Raw genomic sequence first — 19,490 nt, 5'->3', positions numbered from 1 at the left:
GCCGGGAGCGAACTGGCGGCTTTCGATGTTGCCGAGCGGCGCGTCGGGCACGGAGAGCGATGCTGTCAACCACAAGCGTCTGCGCGGGCGAGGAGAAAGGCCGCTTCGCGCACGTTGCGGGTGAGCTTGGCCGCAGCCTCGAATTCGGCGCGGGCCTCGGCCAGCCGGCCGGCCCGAAACAGAAAATCGCCCCTCGCCGCCGGCAATGGCGCATAATTGCGCAAGGCGGCGGCGTCGGCAATCTCGTCTACCAGCCGCAGGCCCGCTTCGGGCCCGAAGGCCATGCTGTGGGCGACCGCTCGATTGAGATCGACCACCGGCGAGGGCATCACTGCACGCAGCCGGTCGTAGAGCGCTGCGATGCGGGGCCAGTCGGTGTCGGCCGGACTGCGCGCCCGCGCGTGACAGGCTGCAAGCGCGGCCTGCAACACATAGGGGCCATCGCCCCCGAGGGCTTCGGCACGGGCCAGCGCGTCAAGGCCTCGGCGGATCAGCAGCTGGTCCCAGCGCGCGCGGTTTTGCTCGGTCAGGGTCAAGAGGGCGCCGTCCGGCCCGATGCGTGCCGGCAGGCGCGATGCCTGGATTTCCATCAGAGCCAGCAGGCCGAACACCTCGGCATCCTCGGCCATCAACCCCGCCAGCATGCGGCCGAGCCGTTGTGCCTCCAGGCACAGGCTCGGCCGGACAAGGTCGTCGCCTGCCGTGGCGGCATAGCCTTCATTGAAGATGAGATAGATGACCTCCAGCACCGAGGACAGACGCGCCGCACGCTCGGCGCCGCGCGGCACCTCGAAGCTGAGCCTGGCCTTTCCGATCGTCCGCTTTGCGCGGACGATGCGCTGGGCGATCGTCACCTCGCTCGACAGGAAAGCACGGGCGATCTCGTCCGTCGTCAGGCCGCCGATGACACGCAGCGTGAGGGCCGCGCGGGCGTCGGCCGAAAGTATGGGGTGGCAGGCTGTGAAGATGAGGCCCAGCAGTTCGTCGCCAAGATCGTTGTTCATGGCCATTTCGTTTCCCTCGGCCGTACCGTCGCACTCGCCGTCCAGCTCCCGCGCGATCTCCTCATGCTTGCGCTCGCGCATCTTGTCGCGACGAATCGCATCGATGGCGCGGTGTTTGGCGACTGTCATCAGCCAAGCGCCAGGATTGGCCGGAACGCCGGTCCTGGACCATTCGGATAGGGCTATGACGAGGGCGTCCTGCACCAGTTCCTCTGCAAGATCGACATTGCGCACGAGGCGGGCCAGGCCCGCGATGAGCCGGGCCCGTTCAATGCGAAAAATCGCCTCGATCGCCTGCTGCGTCTCGCCTGCCGTCATGCTGCCTTATCGGCCAAAGCCATAACGAAGGCAAAGCAGGTTGCGGCCGACAGGTTCAGTTGCCGCTGAGCTTCTCGCGCGTCCGGTCATGGATTTCCGTGACCTCCGGCGTCAGATTCCCATTGCCAATCAGCCATCTCGTACAGCGGCCGGATTTCAATCTCGCTCGGTCCCGGCATGGGATTGGGGCAGCGCTTCACCCAGGCGACCGCCTCGTCCATGTCCTTGACTTCCCAGAGCCAAAAGCCGGCGACCAGTTCGCGGGTCTCGGCGAAAGGCCCGTCGATGACCGTCCGGCGGGGGCCATCGAAGGCAACGCGCTTGCCCTGCGAGGAGGGCTTGAGGCCATCGGCGTCGAGCAAGATGCCGGCATTGCGCAGCTCGTCGTTAAACCTGCCCATCGCCTCCATCGCCTCCTTCGCCTCGGGCGTGGGGACAAAGCCCTTTTCGCTGTCCTCGGTAGCCTTCACGAGCACCATCACACGCATCGTCTGTCTCCTTGTTGAGCCGGACTCACCGGCCCGGCATCGAAACGACGAACGGAGTTTAGGAAATCGACATTGTCCTGCAAATTTTTTTCGAGGTTAAGGAGAAAGCCGCCGATCGCGGCTCCTCTAGTCAGGAATTGCGATGGCGCGATATCGAGATTGGGCGCAACGCTGGTCGCCGATTGTAAGTAATTGAGTGGCTCGCCTAAACCATTTCGGGACGTTTTGAGGCCTCGCGGATCGCCTTGTGCACGCTGCGCTGCAAATCCATGAAGGCCGGGGTTTCCATGACCTCTTCCCGGCGCGGGCGCTCGATGTCGACATTGAAGGTCTGCATGATGCGTCCTGGGCCGATCCCCATCACGACGATGCGGTCCGAAAGGTAGACGGCTTCTTCCACATCATGGGTGACGAAGAGCACGGTGAGCCTGTGCTCCTCCCAGATCTGCGTCAGGAGTTCCTGCATCTGATGCCTGGTCAAGGCATCGAGCGCGCCAAAGGGCTCGTCCATCAGAAGCATTTTGGGTCGATACGAAAGAGCACGCGCTATGGCCACCCGTTGCTTCATGCCGCCCGAAAGCTCAGACGGATAACGATTGGCGCTGTGCGGGAGCTTGACCAGATCGAGATGCTCGCGTGCTATCCTGCGGCAGGTCGCGCGATCATGACCCGCGGCCTTGAGCGCGAACTCGATGTTCTGCTGCGCCGTCAGCCAGGGAAGCAGGGTGTAGGACTGGAAGACGACGCCGCGGTCGAGGCCCGGCTGCAGGATCGGCGCGCCATCGATGGCAAGATCTCCCGCGTCGAAATCCTGCAGTCCGGCAACGATCGACAGCAGCGTGCTCTTGCCGCAACCCGACGTGCCCACCAGCGAGACGAACTCGTTGTCGGCAAGATCGAGATTGATATCGCGCAGCACTTCCGTGCGCCGCGCGCCCGTGCCGAAGCTCTTGTGGAGACCCTCGATCCGCAATTTGGGCAAACTCATCGGCCCGGCCTCATTGCACGTGGCCCTCCTGCCGGAACAGCACTTTTCCCAGTGCCTTCATAACCTGGTCGGTAATGAGGCCAAGCACGCCCAGCAGCAGGATGTAGCCGATGATGGTGTTTGTCTGGAAATAACGCTGGGACACGGTGATGCGGTAGCCGAGCCCTGATGTCGCCGCGACAAGTTCCGCCAACACCAGCCAGGTCCATGCCCAGCCGAGACTGATGCGCAACGTATCCCAGATGCCTGGCAAGGCGCTGGGAACCACGATGCGCGTCAGGATCCTGCGATCCGGCAGGCCGAGCGTCCTGCCAAGGCCGATGAAATCAGCGGGAACCCGCTTCACATTGTCCATGATCATCAGCACCTGCTGAAAGAAGGTGCCGATGAAGATGATCAGGAACTTCTGGGCATCGCCGGTCCCCGACCACAGGATGGAGAGGGGCACGAAAGCGACCACCGGCATGTAGCGGATGAAATCCACAAGCGGCTCGATCGCCGCTTCCCAAGTCCTGAAGCTGCCGATCAGCACGCCAATCGGAATCGCCAATGCCGAGGCGATGAGGAAGCCAACAGAAATACGGTATATCGAGGTCCTGAGATCCAGCCACAGCGTGCCGTCACCCGAGAGCTTGCCGAGCTGGGTCACCACGCTCCCCGGCGAGGGCAGGAAAATCGGCTTTACCAGCCCCAACCCCGTTGCCGCCCACCAGGCGAGGCCGAGGCCGGAAAAAACCCCAACTGATACCACCCCCACCCGCGCGGGTCCGTGGGGCGCCCCTACCCCGGCGGAGGGGCGACGGCGCATCGGCTGTTTGATCACCTGCCCCGGCGCTGCGTGAGACGGGCTTGGCTTGGTCGCACGCTGCTCGGACATTTGCGTCACCACCGCGAGCCGGCCCTCGTCATTTCGCGGCCTTGACGAATGACGGGTCGATCATCTGCTCCGGCGTCACGTCCGCCTGAAGCAGCCCGGCGTTCTTGGCGGCTGCCTCGACATCGGCGAATGTCTTGGTGGAAAATTCGCCCGTCAGCGCATCCTTGTTTTCGGCGAGAGTATAGTAACGCACGCCATCAAAGGCGGTGTTGAGGTCTTCGACGCTCGAACCAACCGCCTTGGAGATGATCGCCCGGCCGTCGGGCGTGTCGGCATTGTAAGCCTTCAGGGCCGCATCCCAGGTTTTGATCATGGCAAGCACCTGGCCGGGACGCGACTTGATCACCTCATCGCGCACCACGAACACGTCACTGATCAGGCCGGGATCTTCGCCTGCGGTGAAGAGCAGCTTGACGTCCTTGTTCTGTGCCCTGGCCGCGGTGAGATAGGGCTCATAGGTAACCGCGACCGGGACCTGGCCGGCGATCAACGCACTGCCGGCATCCGCCGCCGGCATTGGAACCGGCTGGACATCGGCGATGGACATGCCGTTCTTGGCGAGCGCGTATTTGAGCAGGATGTCGCTCGTCGTGCCTTCCTCGAAAGCCACCTGTTTGCCCTTGAGGTCGGCGACGGAGGCGATGTCCTTGCCGGCGATCATGGCGTCCGCCGTCATGCTGACGTCGAGCAGAAGCACGATCTTCACCGGCAGGCCGGCCGCAACCATGCCCATAGCCGTGTGGGTCGCGATGTTGGCGGCATCGAGCTGGCCGCTCGCCAGGGCGGCGTTGATGTCCTTGTCCTCGGCGAAGTTCACGATCTGCACGTCAGACAGCCCGTTTGCCTTGAACAGACCCTTGGCTTCGGCGACGTGCCACTGGCCGTAGCCAAGCCATGGCTCGATGCCTATCTTGAATGTTCCTGCCTCAGGCGTCGCCGGAATTGTCGTGTCGGCCGCGTAGACCGCCGGGGCAAACCCGACGGCAGCAGCCATAACGAGTGCCCGAAATTGTCCTGCTAGGTTACGCATCATCTTGTTCCCCTTGATGATCAGGCCGCTTTTTTTGAGCCAAACATCCGGCCTGGTGAGAATGCGGGCTTCTGCTCTTGCGGCACCGTGCCTCGGCATCTTAGCTGTCCGTTCAACGAAAGTGCGACGACACTTCAACGTCAGCAACAGCGGATGTCAAGGCTAAATACATACATGCATATACAAGTTAGCCCCCCTCCTTCCGACTCTGATTCGCTTCACTGCGATCAGGTTTTTTTGGATGGAGAATATCGACTGCCAAGCGAGTAGCGGCTGCCAACGTAAGTCAGCTTGCTGATCGTGGCAACGACGGCGCCCGTCCATGTCCGGCGATGCAGAAACAGGCAGCAGCTGCCGACGTCGATGCCCAGATACCGCGCCGTCTCGGCATCGGCAGGGGTCGCCGAGATGATGTGCTCGACCTCCGTCACGGGGGTTTTCTGCATGAGGTAGTCGTAGGTCGCTGTCTTGGAAAAATCCTGCTTGTCATAGTCGGGTATCAGGCCCGGGTTGACGAAGCGCTCTTCCAGTTGCACAGGCAGGTCGTTCTCGAAGTTGACGACGATGGAATGGTAGACCGACACGCGCTTTGCAAACTCAAACGAAAGCGCGAGCTCCTTTGTCGGCGTGATCTTTTCGAGGACGATAACCTCGGAGCGATGCCTGTTTCCCCGCGCGACAATTTCCGCCGCGATGTTGTTGATCTCGATCAGTGCGGATTGCGGTCGAGGCGGCGCGATGAATGTGCCGACGCCCTGGAGCCGGATCAGAAAACCCGCAGAGGTCAACTCTCGCAAGGCACGATGGACCGTCATCCGAGACACGCCGAGTGTCGCCACGAATTCATTTTCGGACGGCAGCTTGCGGTCCTTGCTCCATCGCCCCGTTCCGATATTCGTCAGGATGTAGTCCTTGACCTTCTCGTAAAGAGGGCTGGCGGTGTCGGGCAAAGTGATCATTACAAAAATCCTTTCCGGCAAGGTTCGGAAATCACACGCGCCCGGCAGACCGCATCCGGATGATTGTTTTCAAGCCATCGCCCTGTCCCGCCAACAACCGCTTATAGGCTGCGGGAACATCATCCAGGCCGATCTCCCGGTCGATCAGTTCGACCATGGGCTCGCTCAATTCGCCGAGCATCCGGATGGCGTCGGGAAGCTCATCGGCAAAGGCGTGGCATCCCAGCAATGCGATTTCGCGTTCAACCAGGATGTTGGGATCGATATCGAGGCGGCCGTGGAATATGCCGACCATCGCAACGGTGCCGCCGGCGTCGAGAACGCCGAGCAACTGGCCGAGTGCTGCGATGCTGCCGGTCGCTTCGACGGCAGCGAGCAAGGGGGCATCCGCGGTGGCGGCGGCGATGGCGTTCCGGTTCAAATCGACGATGCTGGCGCCGGTGACCCGCGCCACGCGGGCGCAGCGGCCCTGATTGCGGTCGGCGACGAGCACGGTACCTGCGAATGTCCGGGAAAGCAGCAGTGCGGCAAGCCCGCCAATGGTCCCGCAGCCGACGACAAGAACGGAACCGGCCGTTTTCGGCAGACGCCGCACTGCGTGCAACGCTACAGCCAGCGGCTCGGCCATCGCCGCGACCCGTTCGTCAAGCACGGCTTCGACGATGTGCAGGAGGCGTGCGGGCAGGACCGCCTGTTCGGCAAATCCGCCGTCGCATATCTCGCCGACAAAGCCCAGCGACGTGCAAAGATGCCGCTTGCCTGCATGGCATTGCGCGCATTCTCCGCACCAGAAACGGGAATCGGCGACCACTCGGTCGCCAACACCGACGGTATCCACGCCCTCGCCGATGGCAATCACCGTGCCTGTCAGCTCATGGCCGGCCGTGGAAGGCGATCGGCTTATCCATTGGCCCGTGCGGAAGTTGTGGAGATCGGAACCGCAAATGCCTGCGGCATCGACCCTCAGCTTCACCCAGCCTGGCTCGGGAGCGCCTGGCGCGGCGATATCCTCGACGCGCAGGTCGCCGGGTCCATGGAGCCGCGCCGCCCTCATCGTCATCGTTTCCGCTCAGCCGGCGAGATAGCGATCGCGGATCTCCGAAACCGCGTTCTCATGCGAGCTGAATCCTTCGTAGCGGGCGAGCCTGCGGGCATGCAGGGCGAGTTCCGGATAGGCCGCCGAGGTCACATAGCCGACCGACGATCTCTTGACGAAATCCGTCACGGAAAGCGGTCCAAAGGTTCGCGCCCACCGGCTGGTCGGCAGCACCGCATTGGGTCCCAGGACGAAGTTGGCGAGGGTCACCGGCGTATGCGGACCCATGAGGATCTCGGCAGCTTCCGTGATACGTCCGAGATGCGCAAATGGCTCCGCTGACAGAATCTCGAGGTGCTCCGGCGCATAGTCGTTGATGAACCGGTAGCTGTCCTCCAGCGACTCGGTCAGCACGATGCCGCCGCGCTTCCCAGTCAGCACCGCGCGTGAGAACTCCACACGCTGTTCGCTCATCCTGGACCAGTGTTCCGGTATCGCAATCAACGCGGCTTCGGCGACCTTGCGGCTGTGCGTCACTAGGTAGGCCGAGGAATCCGGCCCGTGCTCGGCCTCGATCAACAGGTCAAGAGCGGCCAAGCCGCCGTCGACGCTGTGATCGGCAAAAATGATCGCTTCGGAAGGACCGGCGGGGAGACCTGTGTTGATGATCGGGGACAACACGCTCTTTGCCGCCACCACCCAGGGGCTCCCCGGCCCGACGATCTTGACGGCAGGCTTCACGGTCTCGGTCCCATAGGCGACGGCGGCGACCGCATGGGCGCCGCCGCACTTGTACACGGTCTCCACGCCGGCGATGCGGGCAGCAACCAGCGTCGCGGCGTCGACGGAACCATCCGAAGTCGCAGGCGTCACAATCGCGATCTGGGGAACCCCGGCAATCACCGCCGGAACCGAGGTCATCATCGTCACCGAGGGAAAGGCGCCTTTGCCGCGCGGCACATAAAGCGCAACGGAAGCAATCGGTGTGTATCGGTCACCCGCATAGGCGCCCGGCCGAACTTCCTTGAGCCACATCGTTTCCGGGCGCTGCTCCTCGTGGAAATGCCGGATGTTCTCAATGCCGAACCGGATACTCTCCACGACATCCTTTTCGACCTTGTCGAATGCCGCGTCGAACTCCGCTTCCGAAACTTTCAGTCCACCGTCGGCAACATCGGCTTTGTCGAGTTCGCGTGCAAACCGGAGCAGTGCCGCGTCACCTTCATCCTTGACGGCCTGAATGATTGGACGGACCTTTTCGATGAAGGAAGACAGATCTCCTTCGGCGCGTTTCAGTAAACTGGCCCGCTGATCGACGCTGAGGGATGACAGGCGGTGGAAGCTGACGTCAGACATGGCGGCTCCTTTTGTTAGAACGCAATTACGATTAGCGCTTGTCGATCACTTCTGGGACACGTCTCCGGCCCCTGAAGCCTTCAAATCGATGCGAGAAAGCCTCCATCCACGGGAATGGACTGGCCGGTTATGTAGGCTGCCGCATCCGAAGCGAGGAACACCGCGATTCCGTGCAGGTCCGAGAGATCACCAAAACGGCGCTGCGGAATCTTGGCGAGCATCGATTGCTGCCATGCCTCGTTGCTGTAGAACACGTCTGTCATCGCTGTTCTGAAATAGCCAGGCGCAATGGCGTTGACCCGGATCCCGAGATCGGCCCACTCTGCAGCAAGCGCCCGCGTCATGCCGAGGAGGCCTGATTTCGACGAGCCGTACGGCACCGCCGTGGGAACCCCAACCTCGGAGGTCAGCGAGCAGAGATTGATAATGACGCCGGGCCGTCCGGCGTCTCTCATCTGCCGCGCGGCGGCTTGGGCGCAGAAGAAGGCGCCTTTGAGATTCGTATCGACAATCCGGTCCCACAAGGCCTCGTCGACATCGAGTGAAGGCCGGACCTCTTCCACCCCCGCATTGTTGACGAGAATATCGAGACCTCCGAGCAGGCTGCCGGCCTCGGCTGTCGCCGCCCGGCAGCGGTCGACATCGGTGACATCCAGGGCGACGGCGTGCGCGACCCCGCCGGCGGTGCGGATGGCGGCCATCGTCTTCTCGAGCGAGGCCACGCTGCGCGCCGCGACCGCGACGTCGGCGCCGGCCGCGCTGAGCGCCTCGGCGATGCTGCGCCCGATGCCACGGCTTGCGCCGGTTACAAGCGCCTTCCTGCCTGACAGATCGAAGAGAGATGCGTTGCGCATGTCATCCTCCTTGGTAATGTCGCGCTTGGACCGATCGCGTCGAGACTATCCGAATGCAGCTTATCTATACAAGCATGTACATCATGGCTGTAGTGCGCCATGCGGAACTTTGCTTGTCAGAGCGGCAGCGCATTGACCGACATCGGACCGGTCTACGCGGTTCGCCCCAGCCCATCTGGAGTTCATCGGGAGGGGATAGATGAAGCGCGCAGTAGACCACGACGCGATGAGCGTGGTCGGCTATACCACCCCCTGGAGTGCCAAAGCAGGCCAGCGGATCAACCTCAGCCTGTCATGCGATCGGCCGATAAAGGCCACACGAATTTGCCGGCTCGACAAGCCGGCTCCGGAATTTCTCGCCTGGCCCATCGAAACGATAGGTGAAGCACGGCATCGGCATTTCGACCAGGGGTCGTTCCTGTTCGTGCGAGCCGGCGAACTGGCCAAAGTACAAGCCGTCCACGGCATTCGTTTCGAGCTGTTCCTCACGCGCAACGAAGGTGCGCGCACGATCCTGGAAGCAGGCGCCCTCGGGCTGCGCCTCCGCGACGACGGCGCATTTGTCGTGGAAATCGGTGACGAAACCTTTGTCGAGAAGAAGGCGCCAACTGGTGTGTGGCTCACCGTCGAATTGGATCTGCGGCAGGAACAATCGCGTCTGCGCATCAAATCCCATGACCGTCTCGCGCCTTACGAACTCCATGAAGGTTTTGGCGGCCCGGCGCGGAACCTCCAGGCGCACGGCATCCATTTCGGCGCAAGTGCCACCAACCACGAACCTACCCTCAACGCGAAATTTGCTGCGATCCGGCTCGACACCCCACAGGGGACTGTTGCCTGGGATTTCCCGACGCTGTTACCAACGCAACCGATCCTGTCGTCGGGCGGAGCAGATCCGCTGCTCCTAGATGTGATCAATCAGCCAGCCTTCTGCGTGACTTCGGCACGCTGGGACGGATCGAGCTTCGAGCCTCGCTTGGTGCCGTCGCACTACGACGCTATCCATTGCCACGACGACGACATCGGCCCGCTTGAGTGGCCGGTCTCGCACCGCGTGACGATCCCCGAAAACGCACACCCAGGCGTCTACGCGTTCCAGGCCGAATGGGAGGGTGGCTACGAACGCGTGGTGTTCTTCGTCACCTCTTCACAGGTTTCGTCGCCGCTGTTGTATCTCGTGCCGACGGCCACCTATCTCGCTTATGCGGACGAATATCTCCCGGATCATCTTTATGAATGGAAAGGCGACGACCGGGGACATCGCTTCGCGATCGCCAACAATCTGAAATCCCTTTACGACTACCATTCCGACCTTAGCGGTGTTTCCATCTGCTCCTACAAAAAGCCGAAAGTGACGCTCAGGGACGATTACGATTATCCGCTCTGCGGCTGCCCACACAATTTGCCGGTCGATCTGCATTTCCTCCGATTCTGCCACGACAATGGAATCGTGTTTGACGTCATGACCGATCACGAGTTGCACGAATGCGGCATAGACGGTTTGCGTCGACATCAAGCCGTCGTCACCGGCAGTCATCCCGAATATGTGTCGATCGAGATGGAGCAGGCGCTGCGGCAGTTTGTAGCCGAAGGCGGCAGCATCGCCTATCTCGGCGGAAACGGCTTTGCTGCCACTGTGGCTTTCAAGGACGACCTGATGGAGTTGCGGCGCTCGCCGCTGGAGGCCGGCCGCACCTGGGACGGCCCGGTCGCCGAACAGGCGCTGTCGATCACCAACGAACCAGGCGGCTATCTCCGCTGCCGCGGCCGAGGCGAATTCTCGCTGATCGGCGGTGCAATCTCATTGATGGGTTTCGATGGCGCACGCCCCTTCACGCGCACTGAGGAAAGCCATGAAGCAGGATGCGCATGGCTGTTCGAAGGCGTTGAAAATGCGACCTTCGGCACCGACGGCATGGTGCTGGGCGGTGCCGCGGGCTACGAAGTGGATGCGACGGATCCAGCCCTCGGCACTTCCGCTGACACCGTCGTGATCGCGCGGGCGACGAGCTTTCCCGACAGCTTCTTCCAGGATCCGACGCGCTGGTATGAGGGCGGGGATAAGCAACGCATCGCCCGCCGCTGCGCCGAAATGACCCTGCGAAAGCTCGCAGCAGGCGGCTTGATCTTTTCGGCAAGCTCGGTTGCCTGGTGCGGCGCGCTGCCAGCCGCAGGCGCCATGAACGATGTCGGCAGGATCACGCTCAATCTGCTTACCCGCCTGGGCGCGACGAAAGGAGAACCCGGCCGAGAAAAATCGACCAGCTGATTGGCGCCGTTACGGAAAGACCCGTATCCGGTTTTGGGAATCAAATCAGTCGGCGTGCAGCGGCTTCGTCTCACATGCCTCTCGCCACCTGGCGGGCGGCAGTTGCCTCAGCCGCAACCAGCCGGCGAAATTGCAGCCCGGTGGTGAAAGTTGGGCGGAGGCCTATGTGGCGAGCGGTGACTTGGCGGAGGAAGTCGCGAAGTTGAAAGCCCAAGAGGGCAAGCCGATCATCGCCCACGGCGGAGTGAGCTTCGCCCGCAGTCTCGTCGCCCAAGGACTGGTCGACCAGCTCGCCCTGATGGTGGCCCCGTGGCGCTGGGCAAAGGCCTGCCGCTGTTCTCCGAACTCGCCGCGCCGATGTCTCTCAAGCTGGTGAGCTCGAAAGCCTTTCCGGGGGCCGCGGTGGCGCAGATTTACCGGCCAACGTGAACAGGTCAGAGAATGTGTGCAGCCAACGAACCGACGAAGTAAGGGCGAGGTATAAATGAATGCGATCCCTTCGGATCGTCGTCGATCGATAGGAGCCTGTGCATGGCGAAGCTTGTGTTCGGAATGATGCAGTCGCTCGACGACTATGTCGCTGGCGCCGAGGGCCGGCCCGGGCTGCCGATGCCGGGCGAGGCGCTCCATCGCCACTTCAACGCTGCGTCTCGTGGCCAGCGACCGGGTTGGCGAGGACGCGATCAGAGTGACGTACGTTCCCCGCCTGATCACAACCCACCCGACACCCTAACGTCCGTCGGACCGAATTTGAGCTCATTCCCACTCGATTGTTCTAAATCTAGTTAGGCCATTGATATAGCTAGGTTTTTTATTCGTTGCCGCGCAAGAAGCCGACCCATGGGCCGTCAAAACGTTACAGTCTTGATTTCAAATGGAAAAATAGCACGAAAATTTTTTGTGCGGTTTTGGCATCTATCGAAGTCGATCGCCTTTCCCGACCCACTTTGGGCAACTCAGGTGGGTTTCACAGCGAACCAAGAAAGTACCGTCACTAACTTTCATAGCACAGCGCGCCACAACGCGACCCGCCGCGGCAGCGTCATCCAAGCGCCATCCCTCTCCGTTTGTAGGTGAACTGGATACCGCTGGCAGTGCAAACTGGACACTCCCGGCAGCATAAACTGGACACCTCAAGACCCACCCGCTCCGAGAGTTGTGTGCGTCAAGTTCTGCAAAATGGCGTGGCATTGCGTTGACGTTGGCGTGTCCGCCGCGCAGCCCCCGTGTTTAGCGGAGCGGCGGACACATGACGGTGCTCAGGCGGCCAAGGCCCTCAGGGGAGAGGGGCCCCGCGTTCCGTGGCACCGGCCCGCAACCTTCAGAATATGATAGCCCGCGGCAACCGGAGAAGGGAATCTGTGCTCTCAAACCAGCATCGACTGCTGGGCGGAGATACCCGCCGTCGCGCCATGCGATGTTGCCAGGGTGACCGAGGCCATGAGGGGGTTGGCGAGGTCGCCGGCGGCGTAGATGCCGGGAATGCTAGTTTCGCGGCGCTCGTCGACCTTGAGTGCGATGCCGAGGGGCGTATCGACCGTGGCGAGGCCCAGTGATTCATGCAGGCTTGCGGACGGCTTGTTGCGCGGATGGGCGAACAGGATGTCGACCGCGACATTGCGGCCGGTATCGAGATTGACGGTGGCGATATGGCCCCCGTGATGGGCGATCTCGGTGATCCGGCCATCGACGACAGGTATGTTGCGGCGCGCCAGATCGGCCCGGATATCGGGTGGAATGTCGTGACCATCGGCGAAGAGCGTCAACGTGTCGGTCCAATCGTGGTACAGCCTGACATAATTGTGCGACTGCGGGCCGGACCAGACGAGGCCCCAATGCTGGCCGGCGGCCTCAAAGCCGTCGCAATAGGGGCAGGGTACGATGGACGTGCCCCAGCTTTCGGCAAAGCCCGGAACATCAGGCATCTGGTCGGCGACGCCATAGCTCAGGATCAGGCGCCGCGCCCCAAGGCTTTCGCCATCGCCAGTGAGGACGGAGAAATCGTCGATGGCGCCGGAGACGCTGTCGGCCCGGGCACTGACCAGCCTGATCGTGGGATAACGCGCCAGCTGCTGCCGCACCTCGGCCAGGATGTCCAGCGGTGGCTTGTGATCGTGACCGAGCAGGCCATGCGAGTGGCCGGCGAAGCGATTGCGCGGCAGGCCGGTATCGAGAACTGTGACCTTGCGGCGGGCACGGCCGAGCTGCAGGGCGCCGGCGAGACCGGCAAAGCTGCCGCCGATGATGATGACGTCATCCATGGTGATGGGCTCCGTGTTGTTGATGGAGGGGAGTGGGCTGGGCCTGGCGCGAAATATCGTCCAGCGATACGCGCTCGAGACGGGCAGCGAGCAGGGCTTCGGCATCGGCGAGAAAGTCGCCCATCACTGTGTTGGCCGGCCGGACAATGCCGCATTCGATATCGCCGGGCGGCCCGGGGAAACTTGATTTGGAGGACAGGTTGAAATCCACCCGCTAGCTTGCACATTTCGGAAACTACATGGTATCGTAATTCAAGAATTAGGATACTGTCAAGGACTGGAATTGTCGTGACCGAAAACAGCCAGGGCCGGCGCGGCCGGCCCGCCAACGAGGCGCTTGGCCAAACGATACTCGACGCCGCTTGCGAACTCTTTGTGGAATTGGGTTTTCAAGCGACGACATTGGACAAGGTCGCCCAGCGGGCGAAGATATCCAAGCTCAGCATCTATCGGCACTTCGAGAACAAGGAGGCGCTGTACAGCGCGGCCATCGCGGCCGGCTGCCATCAGTTGTTTGCACCACAGGCCCTTCTTGAAGGCGTCGACGGTTCGGTCGACGATCAGCTCATGGCGGTGGGATCATCACTGCTTCGCACGCTGTTGAGATCAGACGTCCGCAGTGTCGAAGCCATGGTCATGGCCGACAAGACGAATCAAAAGTCGTTAAGCAAGCTCCATTACGAAGCCGGCCCCGCCCATGTCATCGCCCAAATCGAGGCCCTGTTGCGCCAGCTGCACGCGAAGGCGGTTCTGAACGTGCCCGATCCTCTCCGGTCCGCCCGCTTGTTTGCCGCGCTTTTCAAAGGATCCGATCTCCTGATTATCGCACGCTTCGATCAGGCGAGAGCAGAAGACGACAACGAAATCGAATCCTATTGCCGGTCGGCCATCGCCATGTTCATCGCCGCGCACGGTGGCAACGACCACGCGGGCGGATAAGCATTTGATTGCTCCGGGCAGCTTGGCCGGGACCGTATCCAGGCGCTTCGTCATATTGGGCCGGCGCGCGGCCGAGCTTGCACAGATCGCGGCACCTCATCTTTCTCCCAACGACAAAAAGACGCTCGCATCTACCGCGGTCCAAGCTCCCGCCTGGATGCGGTCGACGCTTCTCTCCATCGCAGATCCGGCAGCAGTCGGGACAACATTTGATAGGTGATGCGACGGTGCCATCCGACGATATGCTATCGGGTCCGGAACATCGATCGGTACCGCAGCCAAAGCTGAAACTATGTATGTCGATAACTAAAGTTCCGTCAGCGCAGAAATGTCATGGTACGGGCAATTTTCGTTATATTTCAAAGCGTTGACGCACAGAAAAGTACCGTCAAATCCCAAAAACGAATGACGGTACTTTTTAGAATGCTCTGTCGGATACGAAAAGTACCGTCAAAAGTACCGTCAGAGTGATCTGCTACAAGCTGCGAGCCGCGCCAGGCGCTCCGATAAACTTAACTATTTCAATGATTTGATAGGTTTGTCAATTGCATTGATAAGGTGCCCTGGCTAGCAGTCTGCCCTGCCCGCAAATCATTGTATTTTCTGCGAAATTCTACGCTAGAGCCGCCTATCATCGCCGTTTCCCTCACTCCCATTCGATTGTGCCTGGCGGTTTGCTCGTCACGTCATAGACGACGCGGTTGATGCCGCGCACCTCGTTTATGATGCCGGTGGCGGCTGCGCCCAGGAATGCCATGTCGTGACGGTAGATATCCGCGGTGCTGCCATCTACCGGTGGTGATGCGCGTACATACCGATAAGGGCAGCGGTCACGAGCCGCGCTGTCCCCACGGGCATTGCTCTACGTGCGCCCTTCAAGGAAAAGGAGCATTGTGACGGGGCTTAGCTATAGACGCTGTAGCGTTGATCTAATGCGATTTATCGCAGCATCGACGCCTTGCCTAGGCAGACTTTCAACCTTGTAAAATGAAAGGAACGTAAGCGAGGCTTGAGGAGCACAGGTATTCAGAATAGCTGTCTTGAGAACACGCCGCACTGGCCGCCTGAGGATCAGCCAATCGACCCACCAAGGTGAGCCCAAAGTTGTTATTGCAACCACCTTCCTTAACTGGCGAAGTCGCGGTTGCATGGCACCAAGATCGGCTGCGTGATCGTATGCAATACCAGGCACCCATACCCTGTCGAACCAGCCCTTCAATATAGCTGGAGGTCCGAACCACCACGTGGGAAAAATCAAGACGATAGTCTCGGCCCAGAGAAGATCCTCAATCTCTTTAGCTACCTCTGTGGTCTCGAATCCGGAATAGTAGCTCGCACGCTCCGCCGGTGTAAGAGCCGGGAAGAAGCCAGATCGATACAGATCAACATGTCGGCACTGGTGCTTCGCATCCACCAGGGTGTCGATAGCTGCGTTCGAAAGCGTTTGGCAAAGGCTTGGATTGAGTGGATGAGCCGTGACAATCAAACATCGCATACTAATATTTTGAATCCTCCCCAATTTGGTTGCGCTGCGCGTCATCATTCGTGCGGCGCGGTGCTCGGGCAAAGCTTCTCATAGCAATCATGGGATTTCGAAATAGCTGTACGCGCCACAGTCTTCAAAGAGCAATTGTTTTTCAACGCCGAGAATGGCCCTTCTCGTCGCCTTGAGGGACTAGAGGCCACCATGCAAGGACAATCGCCTACATCTGCCGGGGTATTATCGCTTCCGCCACTCTGCTCTCGGCAGCTCGCTAAGACTCCCCCTCATTCCCACTCGATGGTTCATAGCTATGGTAACTCGCTGATTTGGCTATCGCAAATCCTTTGCGCATGACGAAGAACCCTCTTGCGATCCGTCAGAAATTTGCGCTCTTGATTTCAAACACCAATTTCGACGGTCCACGATTTGCTCGTTTTGGCGACTATCGGTATCAATCGGTCGATTTCTTTCTGACGGCCGCCGACCGCTCGAGACAGCGCCATCGGCGACCTGCCAGGCGTCAGTCGCGCGATATGGACAGCCCCGCGAGAAGCGGCGCGTACGCGGCGAGCCTGCGGGATACGAACTCCGTGAAGAGCCGTACGCGCTTCGTCTTGCGTGTCTCCCCCTGCGTGAGAAGCCAGAGCGTTCCGTACATGTGCAGGTCGGTGCCCGGCACCCTCGCCAGCAGGGGGTCGGCATCGCCGACGAAGCAGGGCAGTGTCGTGATCCCGAGCCCTTGCCGTACAGCAACGATCTGCGCCTCGGCGTCCGTGGTCCTGAAGGGAACCGCCGTGGTGCGAACCTCACCCTCGCTGGCCCATTCCGGAATTCCATGAATGCTTATGACGATCCACCGGATGGGATCAGGTGCGCCCGCACGCCACGCGGCTAGTCGATCGCAGGACATATAGACGCCGCCGAACAGCTCCGGTCCCTTCAGGCCGTGAAGATTGAGCGGCAGGGTTTTGCGGTCGTAGACGACGCGGATCGCGACGTCGGCCTCTCGGTTGGTCAGATTTGCCAGCTCGCCGGACGACAAGATTTCCATCTCGATGTCCGGATGCAGACGCGCGAAGTCGGCGAAGTCCGGCATGAGCAGGTGTGTCGCGAGGGGCGGTGCCAGCGTCACCCGCAGAAGCCCGCGCACGCTCTGGTCGCGCCCGAAGACCCGCGTCTCCAGCAGGTGCGACGACACTTCCATCTGGTCCGCGAACTCGAGGACCTCCTCGCCCGCAGTCGTCAGGCGGTAGCCCGAAGGCAGCTTTTCGAACATGTGCACCCCGAGGCGTTCCTCGAGCTGGGCGACACGTCGCAGCACGGTCGAGTGGTTCACACCGAGGCGCTCGGCGGCGGCCCGCACCGAGCCTCCGCGCGCGACGGCAAGAAAGTAGCGAACGTCATCCCAGTCGATCATGGTGCAATCCGGCACCGCGCGGTGCGCCTTCCAAAGCCCGTATCTAACACATCGAACAGCAGTACGGGCGGTCATCATAGCCTATGTCGACGCGCGCAGCTCAATTCCGAACGGCGGACGCCGATCGTCGCGGCTGGCGTCAGTCGCCCAGCCGGATCGATTTCGCACCACCGATGTGCGCGCTTCCGCACTCAACAACTGACGCCGGCGGACCCATTTCGAGGTTCTCGGGGGTGTCCCCGCACAACCAAAGGCGAAGGCCTGGAAGGATAAGTCATGGGAAAGCTTGAAGGGAAGGTTGCAGTCATCACCGGCGGCGCTACCGGCATCGGCCGCGCCGCAGCAAAGCGCTTCATCGAGGAGGGCGCCTTCGTTTTCATCTTCGGCCGTCGGCAGGAAGCGCTCGACGCCGCTGTGGCCGACCTCGGGCCCAATGCCCGCGCGGTGAAGGGCTCGGTCTCCGATCTGACCGACCTCGACCGACTTTACGCTGCGGTGAAGGCCGAGCGTGGAACCCTCGACATCGTCTTTGCCAATGCCGGGGCGGGAAGCCAGCTTCGGCTCGGCGAGATCACCGCCGAGCACATTGACGAAACCTTCGACACCAATGTGAAGGGTACGATCTTCACGATCCAGAAGGCGCTGCCGCTGATGAGCGAGGGCGGTTCGATAATCCTGACCGGATCGAGCGCTGGCACCACGGGCGCCCCGGGGATGAGCGCCTACAGCGCGAGCAAGGCGGCAGTGCGCAACCTCGCGCGGACCTGGGCGGAGGACCTAAAGGGCACCGGCATCCGGGTAAACGTGCTGTCGCCCGGGGCCACTGCGACCGAGCTAGCGAAGGAAGCGCTAGGCGAGGAGGGCCAGAAGGTCTTCGCCTCGATGACTCCGCTCCAGCGCATGGCCGATCCGGCGGAGATCGGGGCGGCGGCGGCCTTTCTCGCGTCGTCGGACAGCAGCTTCATGACTGCCAGCGAGGTCGCCGTTGACGGCGGTCTTGCGCAACTCTGACGCGCTAACCCAGCGCCGTTGAAGGCCGGGGAAATCAATACCAACACGGATCGGAGAAGATCATGAGCTACGCAATTGTAGGATTCGGTAAGATAGGCCAGGCCCTCGCCCACGCCTTCGCCCGTAAAAACATCGACGTGGCCGTCGCGAGCCGCCGACCGCCCGAGGCGTTGGCGCCGCAGGCTCGGGCGATTGGACCCACGGTAGTCGCCAAGTCGCTGCGGGATGCACTCGAGGCCGACACAATCATCTTGGCAGTCCCGTTCGGGGAGCATCGCGAGGTTGCGAAGGCTCTGCCGAGCTGGGAAGGCAAGACAGTCATCGACGCGATGAACGCGTTTCCAGTGCCTGAAGAGCTGGACGGTCTCCCGTCCTCCGCCTTCGTCGCGAAGGCGTTCACCGGCGCCAAGCTCGTCAAAGGGTTCAATCATCTGGGTGCGGCCTCTCTGGCTGCCGATCCGATCGTCCAGGGCGGGCACCGTGTCGTCTTTCTGTCGAGCGACGACGAGGACGCGACCGCTCCCGTGGCGGCCTTGGCCAAACAACTCGGGTTCGCACCCGTCAAGCTGGGAAAGCTCAACGAGGGTGGCGCGCTGGTGCACGCGCGCGGCCGCACTTGGGGCCAGCTCATCTTCCAGGATTTGTTCAAGAAGGAGCAGTAATCGATGTACGACCATGTGACTTGGCCCGAGCGATATGATCCGAAAACGTCGGCCATCTACGCACTCAACGACATTGACGTGAAGGCGCCGCCTGAAGCGGTCTGGAAGCTGCTCGTCGAAGCCGAGAATTGGTCGAGCTACTTTCCCGCCGAGGATCAGGTCAAGATTCTGACGGGGGAGCCGGAACTGGCGCTCGGAACGCGATACAGCCGTGTGACGGTTGGATTTCCGATGAGTCTGGTCGTGACGGAATGCGAGCCCCTTCGCAGGCTCGCATGGGCGACGACAGTTGATGGCGACGAGACCGGCTCAAGCGCATACCATGGCTGGGTCATCACGCCTACGGACCATGGCTGCCATGTGCTGACCGAGGAAACGCAGCAGGGCCCCTTCTTCCTCGATGAACTCGGGCGCAAACATCCCGGCGCACTCTATCGGTATCACCAAGACTGGGTCGAAAGCCTCGCCCACGCAGCGGAGGCGGAAACAGCGAAGACGACAGTGGATTGATTGCGCTTCCTGTTTAATTTTGGAGATG

18 protein-coding genes and 2 pseudogenes are annotated in these 19,490 nt (G+C 61.5%); 7 read left to right on the top strand and 13 right to left on the bottom strand.

Annotation, left to right across the window (positions count from 1 at the left end; translation table 11 throughout):
* Positions 1-65: 65 nt before the first annotated feature.
* From NKH30_RS27615 to NKH30_RS27575, 9 genes are all read right to left on the bottom strand, one after another.
* Complete coding sequence (locus NKH30_RS27615) at positions 66-1,322, bottom strand: RNA polymerase sigma factor (protein WP_352473445.1); 1,257 nt, start codon at positions 1,320-1,322, stop codon at positions 66-68.
* Between the two features lie 86 nt (positions 1,323-1,408).
* Positions 1,409-1,810 (bottom strand): YciI family protein, encoded by a 402-nt coding sequence (locus NKH30_RS27610; RefSeq protein WP_051406115.1) that lies wholly within the window; start codon positions 1,808-1,810, stop codon positions 1,409-1,411.
* A 205-nt stretch (positions 1,811-2,015) separates the two neighbouring features.
* Complete coding sequence (locus NKH30_RS27605; protein ID WP_352451005.1) at positions 2,016-2,798, bottom strand: ABC transporter ATP-binding protein; 783 nt, start codon at positions 2,796-2,798, stop codon at positions 2,016-2,018.
* A 10-nt stretch (positions 2,799-2,808) separates the two neighbouring features.
* Positions 2,809-3,606: an ABC transporter permease gene (locus NKH30_RS27600; protein WP_352997563.1), complete on the bottom strand. Its 798-nt coding sequence runs from the start codon at positions 3,604-3,606 to the stop codon at positions 2,809-2,811.
* A 97-nt stretch (positions 3,607-3,703) separates the two neighbouring features.
* Positions 3,704-4,705 (bottom strand): ABC transporter substrate-binding protein, encoded by a 1,002-nt coding sequence (locus NKH30_RS27595; protein ID WP_502896457.1) that lies wholly within the window; start codon positions 4,703-4,705, stop codon positions 3,704-3,706.
* Positions 4,706-4,932: 227 nt separating this feature from the next.
* Positions 4,933-5,664: a histidine utilization transcriptional repressor HutC gene (gene hutC, locus NKH30_RS27590; protein ID WP_352502138.1), complete on the bottom strand. Its 732-nt coding sequence runs from the start codon at positions 5,662-5,664 to the stop codon at positions 4,933-4,935.
* Positions 5,665-5,695: 31 nt separating this feature from the next.
* A complete protein-coding gene (locus NKH30_RS27585) occupies positions 5,696-6,718 on the bottom strand; it encodes a zinc-dependent alcohol dehydrogenase (RefSeq protein ID WP_352772073.1) in 1,023 nt (340 codons plus the stop codon).
* A 15-nt stretch (positions 6,719-6,733) separates the two neighbouring features.
* Positions 6,734-8,056, bottom strand: coding sequence for a histidinol dehydrogenase (hisD, locus tag NKH30_RS27580; protein ID WP_352502137.1), 1,323 nt, complete (start codon positions 8,054-8,056; stop codon positions 6,734-6,736).
* 80 nt (positions 8,057-8,136) lie between these two features.
* Positions 8,137-8,910: an SDR family NAD(P)-dependent oxidoreductase gene (locus tag NKH30_RS27575; protein ID WP_352473450.1), complete on the bottom strand. Its 774-nt coding sequence runs from the start codon at positions 8,908-8,910 to the stop codon at positions 8,137-8,139.
* A gap of 226 nt (positions 8,911-9,136) precedes the next feature.
* On the opposite strand from NKH30_RS27575, the gene NKH30_RS27570 reads away from it, so the two are divergent.
* Together NKH30_RS27570 and NKH30_RS27565 are read left to right on the top strand one after the other, a co-directional pair.
* Entirely contained in the window at positions 9,137-11,179 is a 2,043-nt protein-coding gene (locus tag NKH30_RS27570) for a N,N-dimethylformamidase beta subunit family domain-containing protein (RefSeq protein ID WP_352997559.1), read from the top strand.
* Positions 11,097-11,429: pseudogene (locus tag NKH30_RS27565) on the top strand (hypothetical protein); the annotation flags it as partial. The gene NKH30_RS27570 and the pseudogene NKH30_RS27565, both read left to right, overlap by 83 nt.
* Positions 11,430-12,546: 1,117 nt before the next feature.
* Here NKH30_RS27565 and NKH30_RS27560 read toward each other — a convergent pair.
* Positions 12,547-13,440, bottom strand: a complete 894-nt coding sequence (locus NKH30_RS27560; RefSeq protein WP_352473452.1) for an NAD(P)/FAD-dependent oxidoreductase — start codon at positions 13,438-13,440, stop codon at positions 12,547-12,549.
* Here NKH30_RS27560 and NKH30_RS27555 point away from each other — a divergent pair.
* Both NKH30_RS27555 and NKH30_RS27550 read left to right on the top strand, forming a co-directional pair.
* A complete protein-coding gene (locus NKH30_RS27555; protein ID WP_352542047.1) occupies positions 13,439-13,627 on the top strand; it encodes a hypothetical protein in 189 nt (62 codons plus the stop codon). The genes NKH30_RS27560 and NKH30_RS27555 overlap by 2 nt on opposite strands.
* A 101-nt stretch (positions 13,628-13,728) precedes the next feature.
* Positions 13,729-14,379, top strand: coding sequence for a TetR/AcrR family transcriptional regulator (locus tag NKH30_RS27550; RefSeq protein WP_352473455.1), 651 nt, complete (start codon positions 13,729-13,731; stop codon positions 14,377-14,379).
* 646 nt (positions 14,380-15,025) lie between these two features.
* On the opposite strand, the pseudogene NKH30_RS33260 reads toward NKH30_RS27550, so the two are convergent.
* The 3 genes and pseudogenes from NKH30_RS33260 to NKH30_RS27535 form a co-directional block, all read right to left on the bottom strand.
* Positions 15,026-15,190: pseudogene (locus NKH30_RS33260) on the bottom strand (GMP synthase (glutamine-hydrolyzing)); the annotation flags it as partial.
* Positions 15,191-15,286: 96 nt separating this feature from the next.
* Positions 15,287-15,874: an NAD(P)H-dependent oxidoreductase gene (locus NKH30_RS27540; protein WP_352772071.1), complete on the bottom strand. Its 588-nt coding sequence runs from the start codon at positions 15,872-15,874 to the stop codon at positions 15,287-15,289.
* Positions 15,875-16,382: 508 nt separating this feature from the next.
* Entirely contained in the window at positions 16,383-17,279 is an 897-nt protein-coding gene (locus NKH30_RS27535) for a LysR family transcriptional regulator (RefSeq protein ID WP_352502130.1), read from the bottom strand.
* A 276-nt stretch (positions 17,280-17,555) separates the two neighbouring features.
* Here NKH30_RS27535 and NKH30_RS27530 point away from each other — a divergent pair, with 276 nt between their 5' ends.
* From NKH30_RS27530 to NKH30_RS27520, 3 genes are all read left to right on the top strand, one after another.
* A complete protein-coding gene (locus NKH30_RS27530) occupies positions 17,556-18,290 on the top strand; it encodes an SDR family NAD(P)-dependent oxidoreductase (protein WP_352473458.1) in 735 nt (244 codons plus the stop codon).
* 62 nt (positions 18,291-18,352) lie between these two features.
* Positions 18,353-18,952 (top strand): NADPH-dependent F420 reductase, encoded by a 600-nt coding sequence (locus NKH30_RS27525; RefSeq protein ID WP_352473459.1) that lies wholly within the window; start codon positions 18,353-18,355, stop codon positions 18,950-18,952.
* 3 nt (positions 18,953-18,955) lie between these two features.
* Positions 18,956-19,462: an SRPBCC domain-containing protein gene (locus NKH30_RS27520; protein ID WP_352450990.1), complete on the top strand. Its 507-nt coding sequence runs from the start codon at positions 18,956-18,958 to the stop codon at positions 19,460-19,462.
* The last annotated feature ends 28 nt before the right edge of the window (positions 19,463-19,490 follow it).

It is taken from the genome of Mesorhizobium sp. M1273 (assembly GCF_040318195.1).
Taxonomy (GTDB): Bacteria; Pseudomonadota; Alphaproteobacteria; order Rhizobiales; family Rhizobiaceae; genus Mesorhizobium.
Note: the sequence above shows the minus strand (reverse complement) of the source record. Positions and strands in the feature narration are given on the sequence as shown.